Below are 15138 nucleotides of genomic sequence, written 5' to 3'. Positions count from 1 at the left end.
TTCCAGTTCCACCCGCCGTGTCACGCGTTCCGAAGAGGAGAAATCTGGCATGGATAGCACGACGATGCCGCGGCTGAAGGAGATGAAGGCCGCCATCATGACCGGCCCCGGCAGGATTGTGGTGGAGGCGCGGCCTTTGCCGGAGCCCGGCCCTCATCAGGTCAGGATCAGGCTGGAAGGATGCGGTGTATGCGCGTCCAACCTGGGTCCCTGGGCCGGCCCTGATTGGATGACGTTTCCCACCGAACCCGGTGGCCTGGGGCACGAAGGCTGGGGGCATGTCGAGGCGGTCGGGCCTGGCGTCCGCAGCATCAAGACTGGCGACCGCGTTGCCGCCCTGTCCTATCATGCCTATGCCACGCATGACGTGGCTGACGAGAATATGGTCGTTCCTCTGCCGCCGGCGCTGGAGGGAAAACCCTTTCCCGGCGAGCCGCTGGGCTGCGCCATGAACATCCTCCGCCGCAGCGGAATAGAGCCCGGCCAGACGATGGCGATCATCGGCATCGGCTTCCTCGGAGCTCTGCTGACCCGGCTCGCATCGAATGCCGGCGCGCGGGTTATCGCCATTTCGCGGCGGCCGGCTTCGCTGGAGGTCGCCCGGAAAATGGGCGCGGCCGAGACCATCGTCATGGACGACCATTGGCGCATCATCGAGGACGTCCGCACGCTCACCGACGGTCGTTTCTGCGATCGGGTCATTGAGGCCGTCGGCAAGCAGTGGCCGCTCGATCTTGCCGCCGAGCTGACTATGGAGCGCGGCAGGCTGGTCATCGCCGGTTATCATCAGGACGGTCCCCGGCAGGTCAACATGCAGCTCTGGAACTGGCGCGGGCTGGATGTCGTCAATGCCCACGAGCGCGACCCGGCAATGTACATCGAAGGCATCCGCGAGGCGGTCGAAGCGGTCGCGACCGGCCAGCTCGATCCCTCGCCGCTTTACACGCACACCTATCGCCTGAACCAGCTCGACCAGGCGCTCAACGATACCCGCGACCGTCCGGGAAGTTTTCTCAAGGCATTGGTGCTCTACGATGAATGAAATGATTTCCGAGAAAACAATGTCCCTTTCCTCCAGGCCTATAGGGCTCGGGTTCCTCGGGGTGGGCTGGATCGGCCGGCACCGCATGCAGGCCATCCTCGATACTGGAATTGCCGAGGCCGTCGCGATCGCCGACCCTTCCGTGGACATGGCGGCGGAGGCGAAAAAGATAGCGCCCGGTGCCGCAATGGCAGACGATCTCGACGGGCTCCTCGCTCACAGTTTGGATGGCGTCGTTATCGCGACCCCCAGCGCCCAGCATGCGGAACAGTCGATCGCCGCGCTGCGGGCGGGCGTCTCGGTCTTCTGCCAGAAACCGCTCGGACGCTCGGCAGAAGAAGTGGCAGCGGTCGTGGAGGCGGCAAAGGCGTCCGACAGGCTGCTGGAAGTCGATTTTTCCTACCGACATACCGCCGGCATGAACCGCATCCGCGAGATCATACGGGCAGAAGAACTGGGCAAGATATTTGCAGCCGACCTCGTGTTCCACAATGCCTATGGACCCGACAAGCCGTGGTTCTACGACAAGGCCAAGTCGGGAGGCGGATGCCTGATGGATCTCGGGGTCCATCTGCTCGACATGGCGCTATGGTCCCTGGATTTTCCGGCCGTGACATCCGTTTCCGGTCACCTGATGGCCGGCGGCCGGCCGATCATCGCCAATGATCATCAGGTCGAGGACTACGCCGTCGCGAACCTGACGCTTGGCGATGGAATGGCGGTCCGCCTCGCCTGCTCATGGCGATTGCAGGCCGGCCGCGAGGCTATCATCGAGGCAAGTTTCTACGGCACGAACGGGGGAATATCGATGCGCAATGTCGATGGGTCGTTCTACGATTTCACCCTCGAACGCTTTTACGGCACATCGCGCGAAACCCTGATCGAGCCTCCGGACGACTGGGGCGGACGCGCGGCGGCCGACTGGGCTCGGCGGTTGGCCGCGGGAGAAAGGTACGATCCCGCATGCGAGAGGATCGCCGATGTGGGCAGGGTGATCGACCGGATCTACCGCTCTTCGCGTGAGACCGGTGGCCAATCGGCCCGCCTCGAATGATCTTGATCAGTTCTTGGCAGAACCGGGTTCGGCCACCTTGCGGTGCTGCCTGGCGAGCATGCCGGCCGGCGTGATATTGGCCGCCGCCGACATCAGCTTGTTCTTCCAGCCCGAAACGACATCGCCTTCGCCATCCATCATCGCATCGTAACCGATCTTTGCCACGACAGCCGGATCGTCCTTCCTGGACTGACCGACCTGGGTGTCCAGGAGGTCGGCGCGTTCGAAGAACTCGGTGTCCGTCGCACCGGGCATCAGGCAGGTTACCGTGATGCCGGTATCCTTCAGTTCCTCACGTAACGCGAAGGAGAAGGAATTGATGAAGGCTTTGGTGCCGTTATAGACAGCCTGGAAGGTTCCCGGCACGAAGCCGGCGATCGAACCGGTGAAGAGAATGCGGCCCTGGCCGCGCGCTCGCATGCGGTTGCCGATGTCATGGACCAGCGCGATCGTGCCGCTGATATTGGTATCGACGACGCGCTGTACTTCGCGAATGTCTTCGTCGAGAAAACCGTTGCCCAGGCCCCTGCCCGCATTGGCCATCAGCAGGTCGACCGGCCGTCCGAGGGCGGTAATACCCGCCACGAAATGCCGCACGCCATCCGGCGTGGCGAGATCCGCCTGCATCGCTTCGACCTTGCCGCCGAACTCCCTGAGCTTCACGGCCGCGTCCTGGATCTGCGGCTCATCGGCGGCGATGACGAGATCGTAACCATCCTGTGCTGCGCATTTAGCGAGTTCGTAACCGATACCGGTCGATGCGCCGGTGACGACGGCAAGGCCCCTGCCTGTTTCCACGGGATTCATGTTTCTCTCCTTTTCAGGGTTTCATGACGACTTTGATGCAGCCGTCCTTCTTGTCGCGGAAGGTCTTGTAGAGCTCCGGCCCGTCCTCCAGGCTAGCTCGATGGGTGATGACGAAGGACGGATCGATCTCTCCCTTCTGGATGCGCTCCATGAGGATCGGCAGGTAGCGCTGCACCGGCGTCTGGGCCATTTTGAAGGTGAGGCCACGGTTGATCGCCGACCCCATGGGGATCTTGTCGAGGAAGCCGCCATAGACGCCGACGATCGACACGGTTCCGAAATTGCGGCAGCAATGGATCGCCTGGCGCAGGACGTGCGGCCGGTCGGTGCCCATGAAGGTCGCGACCTTGATCCGGTCGATGCGTGAGTCCCAGCTCGCCGAGGCATCCGCTTCGGTGCCGACCGCATCGATGCAGGCATCCGCGCCGCGACCACGGGTCAATTCCATGATCCGGTCGTAGATGTCCTCGTCGAGGAAATCGAGAGTGAGCGCGCCGGCGGAGGCTGCGAGCGCCAGCCGCTCCGGCACGGTGTCGACGGCGATAACCCTCTCGGCGCCGAGCAGGAAGGCGGAGCGGATTGCCATCTGGCCTACCGGGCCGCAGCCCCAGATGGCGATGGTGTCGCCCGGCTGGATATTGCAGAAGTCCGCGGCCATGTAACCAGTCGGGAAGATGTCGGAGAGAAACAGGACCTGTTCGTCGCTTAGTCCTTCCGGGACCTTGATCGGTCCGACATCGGCATAGGGAACACGTAGGTACTCGGCTTGACCGCCGCTATAGCCGCCAAGCAGATGCGAGTAACCGAACAGCCCGGCCGGGGAATTGCCCCACAGCTTGGTCACCTTGCTGCGGTCGGGATTGGAGCGTTCACAGCCGGAATAAAAGCCGCGCTGACAGAAGAAGCATTCGCCACAGGAGATCGTGAAGGGAACCACGACCCGATCCCCGACTTTCAGCTTGGCGTTGTCCCGGCCGACCTCGACGACTTCACCCATCGTCTCGTGTCCCATGATGTCGCCGCTGTGCATTTCCGGCATTACGCCGTCGAAGAGGTGCAGGTCGGAGCCGCAGATGGCGCAGGCGGTGACCTTGATGATGGCATCCCTGCCATCCTGAATTTCCGGATCCGGAACACGTTCGCAGCGGATGTCGTGCTTGCCGTGCCAGGTGAGAGCTTTCATGAGACGTCCTCCTGATTGAGCGTCCCGAACCTGCGGCTGCCGGTTTAGTTCCGATGCACGACACCGGATGCGCGTTCATTCGTCAGTGGGCGTGAGCGCCGCCCGGACGGCAAACCTTCTTCAATCCGGCTCCCGCTGCTGCGGCGTCCGCAAGGGCGGCATCACCGATCGAAATGACGCCTGTCAGGCGTTTGTCGCGGTTGACGACGGGAAGACGGCGGCCCCTGAACCTGGCACATGTTGCGGGCCACGTCATCGACATCCTCGTCTTCGAAGCAGTATTTGACATCGCGCGTCATCAGCACCACACTACGGAGCAGGCAACGATGGGTCGTGGCTAAGGAGCAAGAATGAAGAACCCTCTTCGGAGGGCGTTTTCATGCCACCACGGTCCAGGAGGTGGCGGTAACTGTATCGGTGGCGGCAAGTTCTAGGGATTGTTTTAGGCTTTGCTTGCAAGCCTTGCCCCGCAGGGCTTTCGAATGGTCGGAGTGGAGAGATTCGAACTCCCGACCCTCTGGTCCCAAACCAGATGCGCTACCAGGCTGCGCTACACTCCGTTCCTACGGTGGTTGCGAGATACACGGTTCCCCACCGTGCCGCAACAGCAAAATGGAACCGCGGTTACGCTAAAGCAAACAAGCCGAGGATAACCACAGGATCACCACTGATTGCCGATGCGTTTGCTGATCACCTTGTCGCCCACCTTGAGCCCAAGCGACTTCGAGCGGCCGGCATTGAGCTCCAGCACAAATTTCACAGGTCCGCGCGAATCGATGATGTCGCGTGAATAGGGCACGGCGTTCTCGCGGATGTGTGAGATCGTGCCGTCGCCCTGGATGAACAGCATGTCGAGGGAAAGGATGGTATTCTCCATCCACATCGAGACCGGCCGCGGCGTGCCGAAATCGAAGAGCATGCCGGCATCCGGCGGCATCACCTTGCGGTACATCAGCCCCCGCTCGCGCTGGGCATCGGTAAAAGCGAGCTCGACGGAAAACTTGTAGGTCTGGCCGGCCGCAGTCCTGATCGAAAGCTCCTCGCGCGGAAAGGTCACGTCCTGCGCAACCGCGCTGCCCGCCATTATGAGAAAAAGCGCCGCAAGGGCGCTTTTCAGAAACGATGGAAACGAGAAACGCATCAGTGCGACCGGCTCACGGGATTGGGATTGTCGGGGTGGATTTCCGCCGCCATCAGGCCCTTGTCACCCGGTCCGAAGCGCACCAGCACGACCTGGCCGGGGCGCAGCTCGGTGAGGCCGAAGCGGCGCAGCGTTTCCATGTGCACGAAGATATCTTCCGTCCCCTCGCCGCGCGTCAGGAAGCCGAAACCCTTGGTGCGGTTGAACCACTTCACCAGCGCCCGTTCCAGACCGCTGGTCGCAGTCACCTGCACGTGGGTGCGCACCGGCGGAAGATCCGAGGGGTGGACGGCGGTGGACTGATCCATGGACAGGATGCGGAACGCCTGGTAGCCGCGATCCCGCTTCTGGATCATCGCGACAATGCGCGTGCCCTCCAGAATGGTCTGGTATCCGTCCCGACGAAGGCAGGTCACGTGCAGAAGCACATCCTGCATGCCGTTGTCGGGAACGATGAAGCCGAACCCCTTGGCCACATCGAACCATTTGACGACGCCGGTGATTTCGATCAGCTCGACCGGCTCGCCCGGAAGCTCTTCGAAACTGCCAACGTCTTTCGATGACATTCTGTCTGCCATATCCTGTCGGCCCCTCGATTACGCGTTACGACGTGACGATCAACTGATTCTTAGAGGATAGATTAACATCCTGCTAACCATCTAGCGCAAGTCCCTGCCTTGGCTTTATCCACCTTCATCTCTATCTAGAGTGGCTTGCTCCAGGCTGGCGTCTGCGCCATATCCAGCACGGACCCGCACGGGGTTTGTTGGCGACTGGATTTATCGGAGGGAGACACCATAATGCGTTATCTTCATACCATGGTCCGGGTGAAAGACCTGGACGCCTCACTTCATTTCTACACCACCGTTTTCGGCCTGAAAGAGATCCGCCGCATCGACAACGAGAAGGGCCGCTTCACGCTGGTCTTCCTCGCGGCCCCCGACGATCTGAGCGACGCCAAGGACGTTCTCGCCCCCTGCGTCGAGCTGACCTACAATTGGGACACGGAAGATTATACCGGCGGACGCAATTTTGGTCACCTCGCCTATGAGGTCGATAACATCTACGATTTCTGCCAGCACCTTTCGGACAACGGCATCACCATCAACCGTCCGCCGCGCGAAGGCCGGATGGCCTTTGTCCGCTCGCCGGACGGCATTTCGATCGAGCTCCTCCAGAAGGGCGACAACCTGCCCGTTGCCGAACCCTGGGCTTCAGCTCCGAATATCGGCAGCTGGTAAGATTTTTCAACGCGGCGGCTTCCTTTTTACTCAACCGCCGCGTTCTTTCCCCAACCTTGGCCCAACCTTGCCCCAGGCTGACCTCGCCTGCCCCGGCGGGCTTGTCCATGGCGGTCTTCCGCGAGATGCTCGGGCACGATGATTCGCGGCATGACGTCCGCGATACGAGCCGACGGGGCATGCCTTTGCCAAAAACGCCTTTCCTTTGTTCGAACGTCCGCATGACGCTGGCGATCGTCTGCCTTTCTGCGCTGACGCTCAGTGGCTGCACCACCACGAAAAAGACGGCTGACGCCACGACGCCAGCGCCGCGCACCACGGTGGCGGCAAGCGCCAAGGGCATCCTTGCCAAGGGCCGCACCACGGCCTCGAACCGCCGTACCGATCCGGCCGTCCCCAAGGTAGAGGTGCAGTCAGCCCAGGCACCTGATGCAACCGCGCCGGCCGCCGTTCCCACCGCGGAAAACACGTTCCCGCCGGCACCGGCACAGCCGCAGCAGGCCTCTATCGCGGGCCTTGCGACACAATCGACCGGCGTGCGTGCCGACAGCGGTACGATCTTTTCGGCGAACCCGCCGATGGCTGCGGCCGCCCCATCCGGCAACGGCCCGGTTCCGGCCAATCTGCCGCGGCGGAATTTCAACGCCACCACCGCCAGCGTCTACAGCACGCCGCAGGCGCTGCCCGCTGCAGCCTGCGGGACCGATGCTCAGGGCACTCCTTTAAGCTGCTGATTTGACGCCATTTTCATTCAAACCGCCGGCGCCGGAAAAGCCGTCATTTTTTTGTAAAAAAGATGGCTTTGGCGCTTGCAGGAAAGAAATCCCCTCTCTATAAGAGCGCCACGAAGCGCAGGCGCCCTTCGTCTATCGGTTAGGACACCAGATTTTCATTCTGGGAAGAGGGGTTCGACTCCCCTAGGGCGTGCCACTTCCACCTCCCCCAAGCTTTTGTTTTCATTTCCGTATCCAGCTCTCGCACGCCATCTTGCGGCCGCACGATTTTTTGCGTTCGCAAGCGCTGGAAAATGCAATTTTGCGCTTGCGGGATACAAACACCCTGACTATAAGGGCGCCACCACGAAGCGCACGCGCCCTTCGTCTATCGGTTAGGACACCAGATTTTCATTCTGGGAAGAGGGGTTCGACTCCCCTAGGGCGTGCCACTTCCACTCTCCGCAAAAGCGGATCCCATCCCGAGATCGACCCGCTTCCTTACGGCGCCCTCACCGCGTCGAGCAGGCGGAGCTGCATCCGGCGGGTGCCTTGCCATTGGTCTGCGCTGAGGCAGCCGGCGGCGTGGATCTGGGCGCCCCGGGAATTCAGCAGCATATTGCCGAGCGGCGTTTCGGCGGCGCGGAAGGCGATCCCCTCGAGCCGCGAGCCATCGGCCGCCTCCAGCGTCACCTTGATATGCGCGGTCCCGACCAGGCGGGCATCCTTCAGCCGGTGGGCGGGGATCGCAAAAACGGGCTGCGAGTGACCGGAACCATAGGGGCCGGCCTGTTCGAGCTGGTCGAAAAGTTCAAGCGTCGCACCGGAAGCGGAAAGCGCGCCATCGATCTTCAACACATGATTGGCGACCAGCGCCGGCACGCCCTCGCCCGCCATCTCCTCGAAGAAGGCGCGCAGGCGGCCGAGATTGCTGCGCTCGACCGTCAACCCCGCCGCCATGGCGTGGCCGCCGCCCTTGACGAGCAAACCTGAGTCCACCGCCGCTCGCACCATGCGGCCCATGTCGAAACCGTTGATCGAGCGGCCGGAACCGGTTCCCCTGCCGGACGGATCAAACGCGATCGCGAAAGCCGGCCGCTTGAATTTCTCCTTCAGCCGCGCCGCGATCAGCCCAACGATGCCGGGATGCCACTTGTCGCGTGCCGTGACGATGACGTTGGCCCCCTCACCGTTGCCGTATTCGGCAAGTACTTCGGCTTCCGCCTCTGCAAGCATGGCGGCTTCCATGGCCTGCCGCTCGCGGTTGAGTTCGTCCAGCCGAGCGGCGATCACCTCGGCCTCGATCGGATCCTCGAGCGTGAGCAGACGGCTGCCGAGCGCCGCATCGCCGATCCGTCCGCCGGCATTGATGCGCGGGCCGATCAGGAAGCCGAAATGATAGGGCGTCACCGGGCCGCCAAGGCCTGCCTTGCGGAACAGCGCCGAAAGCCCGGCATTGCCCATATGGCGGGCGGCAAGCAAGCCCTTGACCACGTAGGCGCGATTGAGACCCTTCAGCGGCACCACGTCGCAGACGGTCGCCAGCGCGACGATGTCGAGCCAGGCGAGCAGGTCGAGCGATCCGGCGCGCGGATCGCCGATCTGCCGCATGTGGCGCGCGGCGGCGACCAGAACCAGGAAGACGACGCCGGCGGCGCAGAGATGGCCCTGGCCCGAAAGATCGTCCTCGCGATTAGGATTGACGAGCGCCAGGCACGGCGGCAGTTCGTGGCCGAGCTGGTGGTGATCGATGACCACGACGTCGCAGCCCTCGTCGCGCGCCGCGGCAAGCGCATCATGGCTGGTGGAGCCGCAGTCGACGGTGACGATGAGGCGGGCGCCGTTGGTGATCAACTGGCGGATCGCCGTCGGATTGGGGCCGTACCCTTCGAAGATGCGGTCCGGAATATAGATTTCCGCCTCGACGCCGAAGTGGCGGAGGAACCGGTAGAGCAATGCCGAAGAGGATGCGCCGTCGACGTCGTAATCGCCGAAGATCGCCACCTTCTCCTGCCTGGCGATCGCGTCGGCGAGCCGCAGCACCGCCTTTTCGCAATCGGTGAGCGTATAGGGATCCGGCATCAGCGACCGGATGGTCGGATCGAGGAAGGCGGGGGCATCATCGAGCGTAACGCCGCGACCGGCAAGAACGCGGGCGACGAGATCGGGAATCCCGTGGATCTGGGCAATCGCCAGCGCCCGGTTCTGGGCTGCCTGATCGAGACGCGACACCCACCGCTGATCGCCCGCGGAGCGTTCGACGCCGAGGAATGCGCGCGGGACGGGATCAACCGTTTCCACTGTCGACGAAAGCGCGGAGAAAATTCTGGTCATGGAGCGCTTTTAGCGTATCGCGAGAGCAAGAGGAATCGCTTTGACGGGATTGCCGGTGGGATCTCACGATCTTTCGGTAACCGGCCGATCACAGCATCGACCAGACGAATGCCGAGCCGCTGATGCCGGCCGCGACTGCGAAGAACACAAGCAGGAAAACAAAACCCCGCCGCCCTTCAAGACCATCACCACGCGGCTGATCGTTGGCATGGGCGAAACGCATGGACGGAGAGCCATGTGGCTCGGAGCGGACGCCGCTGAGTTGCAGCCGGTATCCCTTGTTCCGCGTGCTCATTTTCCGCGTATTCATGGCCCGCATCTTCATGGCGATCGCGCAAGCCTCCTCGACAGTGATTGCCAGCGACAATCTACGTCCGGAGGCCCCGGAGCGGCCAGCTAGTGAGCCTTTGCGGCCTTGCTTTTCACAGAAGTTCTGGAAAGGTTCCGGCGTTACCCACAGGAAACGGCAGCGCCGGCTTCTCGAAGCGACGTGTTTTTAAAAAGCCTTGGGCCGTTCGATACGAATCACCTGGGGCTCGCCGACGAGATAGCTTTCCGCCTTGATCGCATCGACTGCCTTGCGGATTGAATCCTCCATCGTCGCATGGGTGACGAGAATGATCGTCTTCGGCGTGTCCGCCGCGGCGTCCGGCTTGGCCCGCTGCATGATCGATTCCAGCGAGATGCCGTTCTCGGCCATACGGGCGGCGATGCTGGCAAAGACGCCGGTGCGGTCGGCGACCGTCAGGCGGATGAAGTAACCGCCCTCATGGCTCTGCATGCGGGCGCGCTTATAAGGCGCCAGCGACGCGGCCGGTGTTCCGAGAACCGGAACACGCTGAGCGCCCGGGCTGCTCTTGGCAATGTCGGCGATATCGCCGAGAACGGCGGAAGCGGTCGCGTTGCCGCCGGCGCCGGGACCGACCATCAGCAGTTCACCGAGGATATCGGATTCGATCGCCACCGCATTGGTGACGCCATCGACCTGGGCGATGACCGAGTCGTGCGGCACCATGGTCGGATGGACGCGCTGCTCGATACCGCTGTCAGTCAACTGGGCAACGCCAAGCAGCTTGATCCGGTAGCCGAGATCGGCGGCGGCGTGGATGTCCTCGATCGAGATATTGCTGATGCCCTCGAGATAGATCTCGTCGGCGGCGATCTGCGTGCCGAAGGCGAGCGTCGTCAGGATTGCAAGCTTGTGGGCAGTGTCGTTGCCCTCGATGTCGAAGGTCGGATCGGCCTCCGCATAACCAAGCCGCTGGGCTTCCTTGAGGCAATCGGCAAACGACAGGCCCTCCTTCTCCATCCGCGTCAGGATGTAGTTGCAGGTGCCGTTCATGATGCCGTAGACGCGCGAGACCGTGTTGCCGGTCAGGGATTCACGAAGCGCCTTGATGACCGGGATGCCGCCGGCAACGGCCGCTTCGAAATTGAGAAGGACGCTCTTTTCTTCGGCGATTTTTGCAAGCTCGACGCCGGAGGCGGCAAGCAGCGCCTTGTTGGCCGTCACCACATGGAGACCACGGGTCAGCGCTGCCTTTACGGAATCGGCGGCAGCACCCGAGGCGCCGCCCATCAGTTCCACGAAGACGTCGATATCGGCCTCGTTGGCCATTTTTTCCGGCGTGTCGAACCAGGTGATGCCTGAAATATCGATGCCGCGGTCGCGCGACCTGTCGCGTGCCGTGACCGCGGTGATCTCGATTGCACGGCCGCACGTCGTTGCCAATTCATTCGCGCGGGTCTGGATGATCCGGACGAGCGAGGCACCCACAGTGCCGAGACCCGCAATGCCGACTTTGAGGGCGTCTGCCATGCTATTCTTCCTGATTGCCTGGAGGTGGCGGCCCGTCGGGGCCGCCGGAAATGCCGTTTCGATCAGCGGCGCGTGTTGAGCGAGATGACGTTGTGCATCGTCTCGTCGGCCGTCGACAGGAACTTCTTGATATTGCGGGCCGCCTGACGGATGCGGTGTTCGTTCTCGACCAGCGCCAGACGAACATAGTCGTCGCCCATCTCGCCGAAACCGATGCCCGGCGCGACCGCGACATCCGCCTTTTCGACCAGGAGCTTCGAGAATTCGAGGCTGCCGAGGTGGCGGAACTTTTCCGGGATCTTTGCCCAGGCGAACATGGTGGCTGCCGGCGGAGGCACTTCGAAACCGGCCTTGCCGAAGGAGTCGACCATCACGTCGCGGCGGCGCTTGTAGACGTTGCGGACTTCCGCGATGTCGGAACCATCACCGTTGAGGGCATGGGTCGCGGCAACCTGGATCGGCGTGAAGGCGCCGTAATCGAGATACGACTTGACGCGGGTCAGCGCCGAGATCAGCCGTTCGTTGCCGACCGCAAAGCCGATGCGCCAGCCGGGCATGGAGAAGGTCTTCGACATCGAGGTGAACTCGACGGCGATATCCATCGCACCGGGTACCTGCAGCACGGACGGTGGCGGTTCGCCGTCGAAATAGATTTCCGAATAGGCAAGATCCGACAGCACGATAATGTCGTGCTTCTTCGCGAAGCTCACGACTTCCTTATAGAAGTCCAGCGAGGCGACATGCGCCGTCGGGTTGGACGGATAGTTGAGGATCAGCGCCAAGGGTTTTGGGATCGAATGCTTCACCGCGCGTTCAAGCGGCGGAAAGAAGCTGTCGTCCGGTTCGACCGACATGGAGCGGATCACGCCGCCGGCCATCAGGAAGCCGAAGGCATGGATCGGATAGGTCGGGTTCGGGCAGAGGATAACGTCGCCGGGCGCGGTGATCGCCTGCGCCATGTTGGCGAAGCCTTCCTTGGAGCCGAGCGTCGCGACGACCTGGGTATCCGGGTTGAGCTTCACGCCGAAACGGCGGGCATAATAGGCAGCCTGGGCGCGGCGCAGGCCGGGAATGCCCTTGGACGACGAATAACGATGGGTGCGCGGGTCCTGGACCACTTCGCACAGCTTGTCGACGATCGCCTTCGGGGTCGGAAGGTCGGGATTGCCCATGCCGAGATCGATAATGTCCGCGCCACCCGCTCGCGCGCTGGCCTTCAAACGGTTGACCTGTTCGAAGACGTATGGCGGCAGGCGTCGGACTTTATGAAACTCTTCCATCTTTCTCCCCGTGGAGGGCGCGCAGCGTCGGACGCGACGCGCCGGTGTCGCATGATTGGCGATTTTTTGCTTTGCGACCAAAAGCGCCGAAAGGCAAGTGCTATTTGCCGATATCGAGTTGCCCGGATGACTTGGTTTGCCTGGACTACCTGGAGATATTGGCCAATGCGTCCTTGCCATGCTCGGCGGCGAGCTTGCGGTATTCGGCGACCCGGCGCTGATATTCGGCTTCCGAGATCGAGCCCGACCTGCGCAGGCGGGCGAGCGACGCAAGGCGCGGTTCGGACTTGTTGTAATCCTCGTCCTCGATCTGCTCGGCCGCGGCGCGCAGCGTCGGATCGAAAGTCGGATAGACGCCGGTATTCTGCCTGGTGACAGGGCCTGGCGGCGGCGCGGTCTTGGTCTGGACGACCACGGCCGGCGGTGCGGTGTTCGGAATACCGTCATCCAGAGCAAAGGTGTTGCTGTTGCAGCCGGCCAGCAGAGAGAGCGCGCCAAGACCGATGAAAAGCGGTAAGCTGCCGATCCGATGCCTCAGTTTTTCCATTTCCGTAACCCAGTTTCCGTCATCGGCCAATGCACCTGAAGGCGCCGATCGCTGGCACTTGTATTCGCTTTCAGGCACAATGTACAAACGAAAACAACTAACAAACTGTGGGGAGGCCGCACGTGGCGGAAAAGACCGACGATAAAGGGCAGACCGGACAGGAATTTCCGGGATTCGACCCCAAATCGGTCGAGGCCTATGTGGTCAAGGACCCGCAGGCGCTCGCCATGAACTTCGCGCGGGCGCTCGAAAATCTCGGCAAAGCGGCATCGGAATGGCTCGGTCCCCGCGAACGCGGCGAGATCGGCGATTCGGCCGCAGACCCGATGACCGACCTCGTGAAGACCCTCTCCAAGGTCACCGAATACTGGATTTCGGATCCGAAGCGGACACTCGAAGCCCAGACCCTGCTGTTTTCCAGCTATATCGGCATCTGGACGCGCACGCTCGGGCAATTCACCGGCCAGCCGGTCGAGCCCGCGGCGGACACCTTGCCGAAGGACAAACGTTTTGCCGACGATGACTGGGCAAAGAACCCGTTCTTCGCCCTCCTCCGGCAGCTCTATCTCGTCACCGCCTCCTGGGCCGACAAACTGGTCAACGAAGCCGAAGGGCTCGACGAGCACACCCGGCACAAAGCCGCCTTCTACGTGAAGCAGGTGACGGCAGCCCTTTCACCGGCCAATTTCGCTCTCACCAATCCGGAAGTGTATCGCGAGACGGTCGCCAGCAATGGCGCCAACCTGGTGGCCGGCATGAAGATGTTCGCCGAGGATATCGCCGCGGGGGGCGGTGATCTGAGGCTGCGCCACACCGACGCGACCAAGTTTGCGATCGGCCGCAATATGGCGCTGACGCCGGGCAAGGTGATCGCCCAGAGCGAGGTCTGCGAAGTCATCCAGTACGAGCCGTCAACGGAAACGGTGCTGAAGCGTCCTCTCCTCATCTGCCCACCGTGGATCAACAAGTTCTACATTCTCGACCTCAACCCGCAGAAGAGCTTCATCAAGTGGTGCGTCGACCAGGGCCATACGGTCTTCGTGATCTCCTGGGTCAATCCGGATGAACGCCACGCGAAGAAGGACTGGGAATCCTACATGCACGAGGGGATCGATTTCGCACTGACTACGGTCGAGAAGGCTACCGGCGAAAAACAGGTCAACGCGATCGGTTATTGCGTCGGCGGAACGCTGCTTGCCGCGACGCTTGCCTATCACGCGCAGAAGAAGAACAGCCGCATCGCGTCGGCGACCTTCCTCACCACCCAGGTGGATTTCACCCATGCGGGCGATCTCAAGGTCTTCGTCGACGAAGAACAGATCGCCGCGATCGAAAAGCATATGCACACGATCGGCTATCTCGACGGCTCGAAGATGGCGACCGCCTTCAACATGCTGCGCGCCTCCGAGCTTATCTGGCCCTATGTGGTCAGCAACTACCTGAAGGGTAAGGAACCGATGCCCTTCGACCTGCTCTACTGGAATTCCGACAGCACGCGCATGGCGGCCGCCAACCACGCCTATTACCTGCGCAACTGCTATCTCGACAACAACCTGAGCAAGGGCGAGATGAAGCTCGCGGGAAAGACGATCTCGCTGAAGGACATCAAGATCCCGGTCTACAATCTCGCCACCCGGGAGGACCATATCGCGCCGCCAAAATCGGTCTTTCTCGGCTCCTCGCTGTTCGGTGGTCCTGTGGATTTCGTGCTGACCGGTTCGGGGCACATCGCCGGCGTCGTCAATCCGCCCGACAAGCAGAAGTACCAGTACTGGACAGGCGGCAAGGCCGAAGGCCAGTACGAAGACTGGCTGACGGATGCCGAGGAAAACAAGGGATCCTGGTGGCCGCACTGGCATGCGTGGGCCGAGGCAAAGGACGACGAGCGCGTGCCCGCCCGCAAGCCCGGCGGCAAGGCGCTCAACGCGATTGCCGATGCGCCCGGCACCTACGTGCTCGAGCGCGTCTGATCCTTAT

14 protein-coding genes, 3 tRNA genes and 1 pseudogene are annotated in these 15138 nt (G+C 62.2%); 7 read left to right on the top strand and 11 right to left on the bottom strand.

What is annotated here, in order from left to right; all coding sequences use genetic code 11:
• Positions 1-49: 49 nt before the first annotated feature.
• Positions 50-1042 (top strand): zinc-binding dehydrogenase, encoded by a 993-nt coding sequence (locus C5J22_RS06455; RefSeq protein WP_205837159.1) that lies wholly within the window; start codon positions 50-52, stop codon positions 1040-1042.
• Positions 1035-2096 (top strand): Gfo/Idh/MocA family protein, encoded by a 1062-nt coding sequence (locus C5J22_RS06450; protein ID WP_105437579.1) that lies wholly within the window; start codon positions 1035-1037, stop codon positions 2094-2096. The genes C5J22_RS06455 and C5J22_RS06450 overlap by 8 nt, the downstream gene beginning before the upstream one ends.
• 6 nt (positions 2097-2102) lie before the next feature.
• Here C5J22_RS06450 and C5J22_RS06445 read toward each other — a convergent pair whose 3' ends face one another.
• From C5J22_RS06445 to C5J22_RS06420, 6 genes and pseudogenes are all read right to left on the bottom strand, one after another.
• A complete protein-coding gene (locus tag C5J22_RS06445) occupies positions 2103-2903 on the bottom strand; it encodes an SDR family oxidoreductase (RefSeq protein WP_105437578.1) in 801 nt (266 codons plus the stop codon).
• Positions 2904-2916: 13 nt separating this feature from the next.
• On the bottom strand, positions 2917-4086 hold the full coding sequence (locus C5J22_RS06440; RefSeq protein ID WP_105437577.1) for a zinc-dependent alcohol dehydrogenase: 1170 nt from the start codon (positions 4084-4086) through the stop codon (positions 2917-2919).
• An 82-nt stretch (positions 4087-4168) separates the two neighbouring features.
• Positions 4169-4388 (bottom strand): annotated as a pseudogene (locus C5J22_RS31610) (CBS domain-containing protein); the annotation flags it as partial.
• Positions 4389-4569: 181 nt separating this feature from the next.
• Positions 4570-4646: transfer RNA gene (locus C5J22_RS06430), tRNA-Pro, on the bottom strand.
• Positions 4647-4747: 101 nt separating this feature from the next.
• The gene (locus C5J22_RS06425) at positions 4748-5227 is read right to left on the bottom strand and encodes a DUF192 domain-containing protein (protein ID WP_105437576.1); all 480 of its coding nucleotides are present in this window, start codon (positions 5225-5227) and stop codon (positions 4748-4750) included.
• Entirely contained in the window at positions 5227-5805 is a 579-nt protein-coding gene (locus tag C5J22_RS06420) for a cold-shock protein (RefSeq protein ID WP_037084473.1), read from the bottom strand. The genes C5J22_RS06425 and C5J22_RS06420 overlap by 1 nt, the downstream gene beginning before the upstream one ends.
• Positions 5806-6027: 222 nt before the next feature.
• Between C5J22_RS06420 and gloA the strand changes: the two genes are divergently transcribed.
• The 4 genes from gloA (at position 6028) to C5J22_RS06400 (ending at position 7633) form a co-directional block, all read left to right on the top strand.
• Complete coding sequence (gene gloA / locus C5J22_RS06415) at positions 6028-6468, top strand: lactoylglutathione lyase (protein ID WP_046636837.1); 441 nt, start codon at positions 6028-6030, stop codon at positions 6466-6468.
• Between the two features lie 221 nt (positions 6469-6689).
• A complete protein-coding gene (locus C5J22_RS06410; protein ID WP_172746540.1) occupies positions 6690-7202 on the top strand; it encodes a hypothetical protein in 513 nt (170 codons plus the stop codon).
• Positions 7203-7323: 121 nt separating this feature from the next.
• Positions 7324-7398, top strand: a tRNA-Glu gene (locus C5J22_RS06405).
• A 160-nt stretch (positions 7399-7558) separates the two neighbouring features.
• Positions 7559-7633, top strand: a tRNA-Glu gene (locus C5J22_RS06400).
• 49 nt (positions 7634-7682) lie between these two features.
• On the opposite strand, the gene recJ is transcribed toward C5J22_RS06400, so the two are convergent.
• The 5 genes from recJ to C5J22_RS06375 all read right to left on the bottom strand — a co-directional run bounded on the left by recJ (position 7683) and on the right by C5J22_RS06375 (position 13161).
• Positions 7683-9515: a single-stranded-DNA-specific exonuclease RecJ gene (gene recJ / locus C5J22_RS06395; protein WP_105437574.1), complete on the bottom strand. Its 1833-nt coding sequence runs from the start codon at positions 9513-9515 to the stop codon at positions 7683-7685.
• An 88-nt stretch (positions 9516-9603) separates the two neighbouring features.
• Complete coding sequence (locus C5J22_RS06390) at positions 9604-9840, bottom strand: hypothetical protein (RefSeq protein WP_105437573.1); 237 nt, start codon at positions 9838-9840, stop codon at positions 9604-9606.
• A 171-nt stretch (positions 9841-10011) separates the two neighbouring features.
• The gene (locus C5J22_RS06385; RefSeq protein ID WP_105437572.1) at positions 10012-11334 is read right to left on the bottom strand and encodes a homoserine dehydrogenase; all 1323 of its coding nucleotides are present in this window, start codon (positions 11332-11334) and stop codon (positions 10012-10014) included.
• 62 nt (positions 11335-11396) lie between these two features.
• On the bottom strand, positions 11397-12614 hold the full coding sequence (locus C5J22_RS06380; RefSeq protein ID WP_038542482.1) for an LL-diaminopimelate aminotransferase: 1218 nt from the start codon (positions 12612-12614) through the stop codon (positions 11397-11399).
• A 145-nt stretch (positions 12615-12759) separates the two neighbouring features.
• On the bottom strand, positions 12760-13161 hold the full coding sequence (locus tag C5J22_RS06375; RefSeq protein WP_105437571.1) for a hypothetical protein: 402 nt from the start codon (positions 13159-13161) through the stop codon (positions 12760-12762).
• A gap of 122 nt (positions 13162-13283) precedes the next feature.
• Between C5J22_RS06375 and C5J22_RS06370 the strand changes: the two genes are divergently transcribed.
• Positions 13284-15131: an alpha/beta hydrolase gene (locus C5J22_RS06370; RefSeq protein WP_105437570.1), complete on the top strand. Its 1848-nt coding sequence runs from the start codon at positions 13284-13286 to the stop codon at positions 15129-15131.
• Positions 15132-15138: the final 7 nt, after the last annotated feature.

The organism is Neorhizobium sp. T25_13, assembly GCF_002968675.1.
GTDB classification, from domain to species: Bacteria; Pseudomonadota; Alphaproteobacteria; order Rhizobiales; family Rhizobiaceae; genus Neorhizobium; species Neorhizobium tomejilense.
Note: the sequence above shows the minus strand (reverse complement) of the source record. Positions and strands in the feature narration are given on the sequence as shown.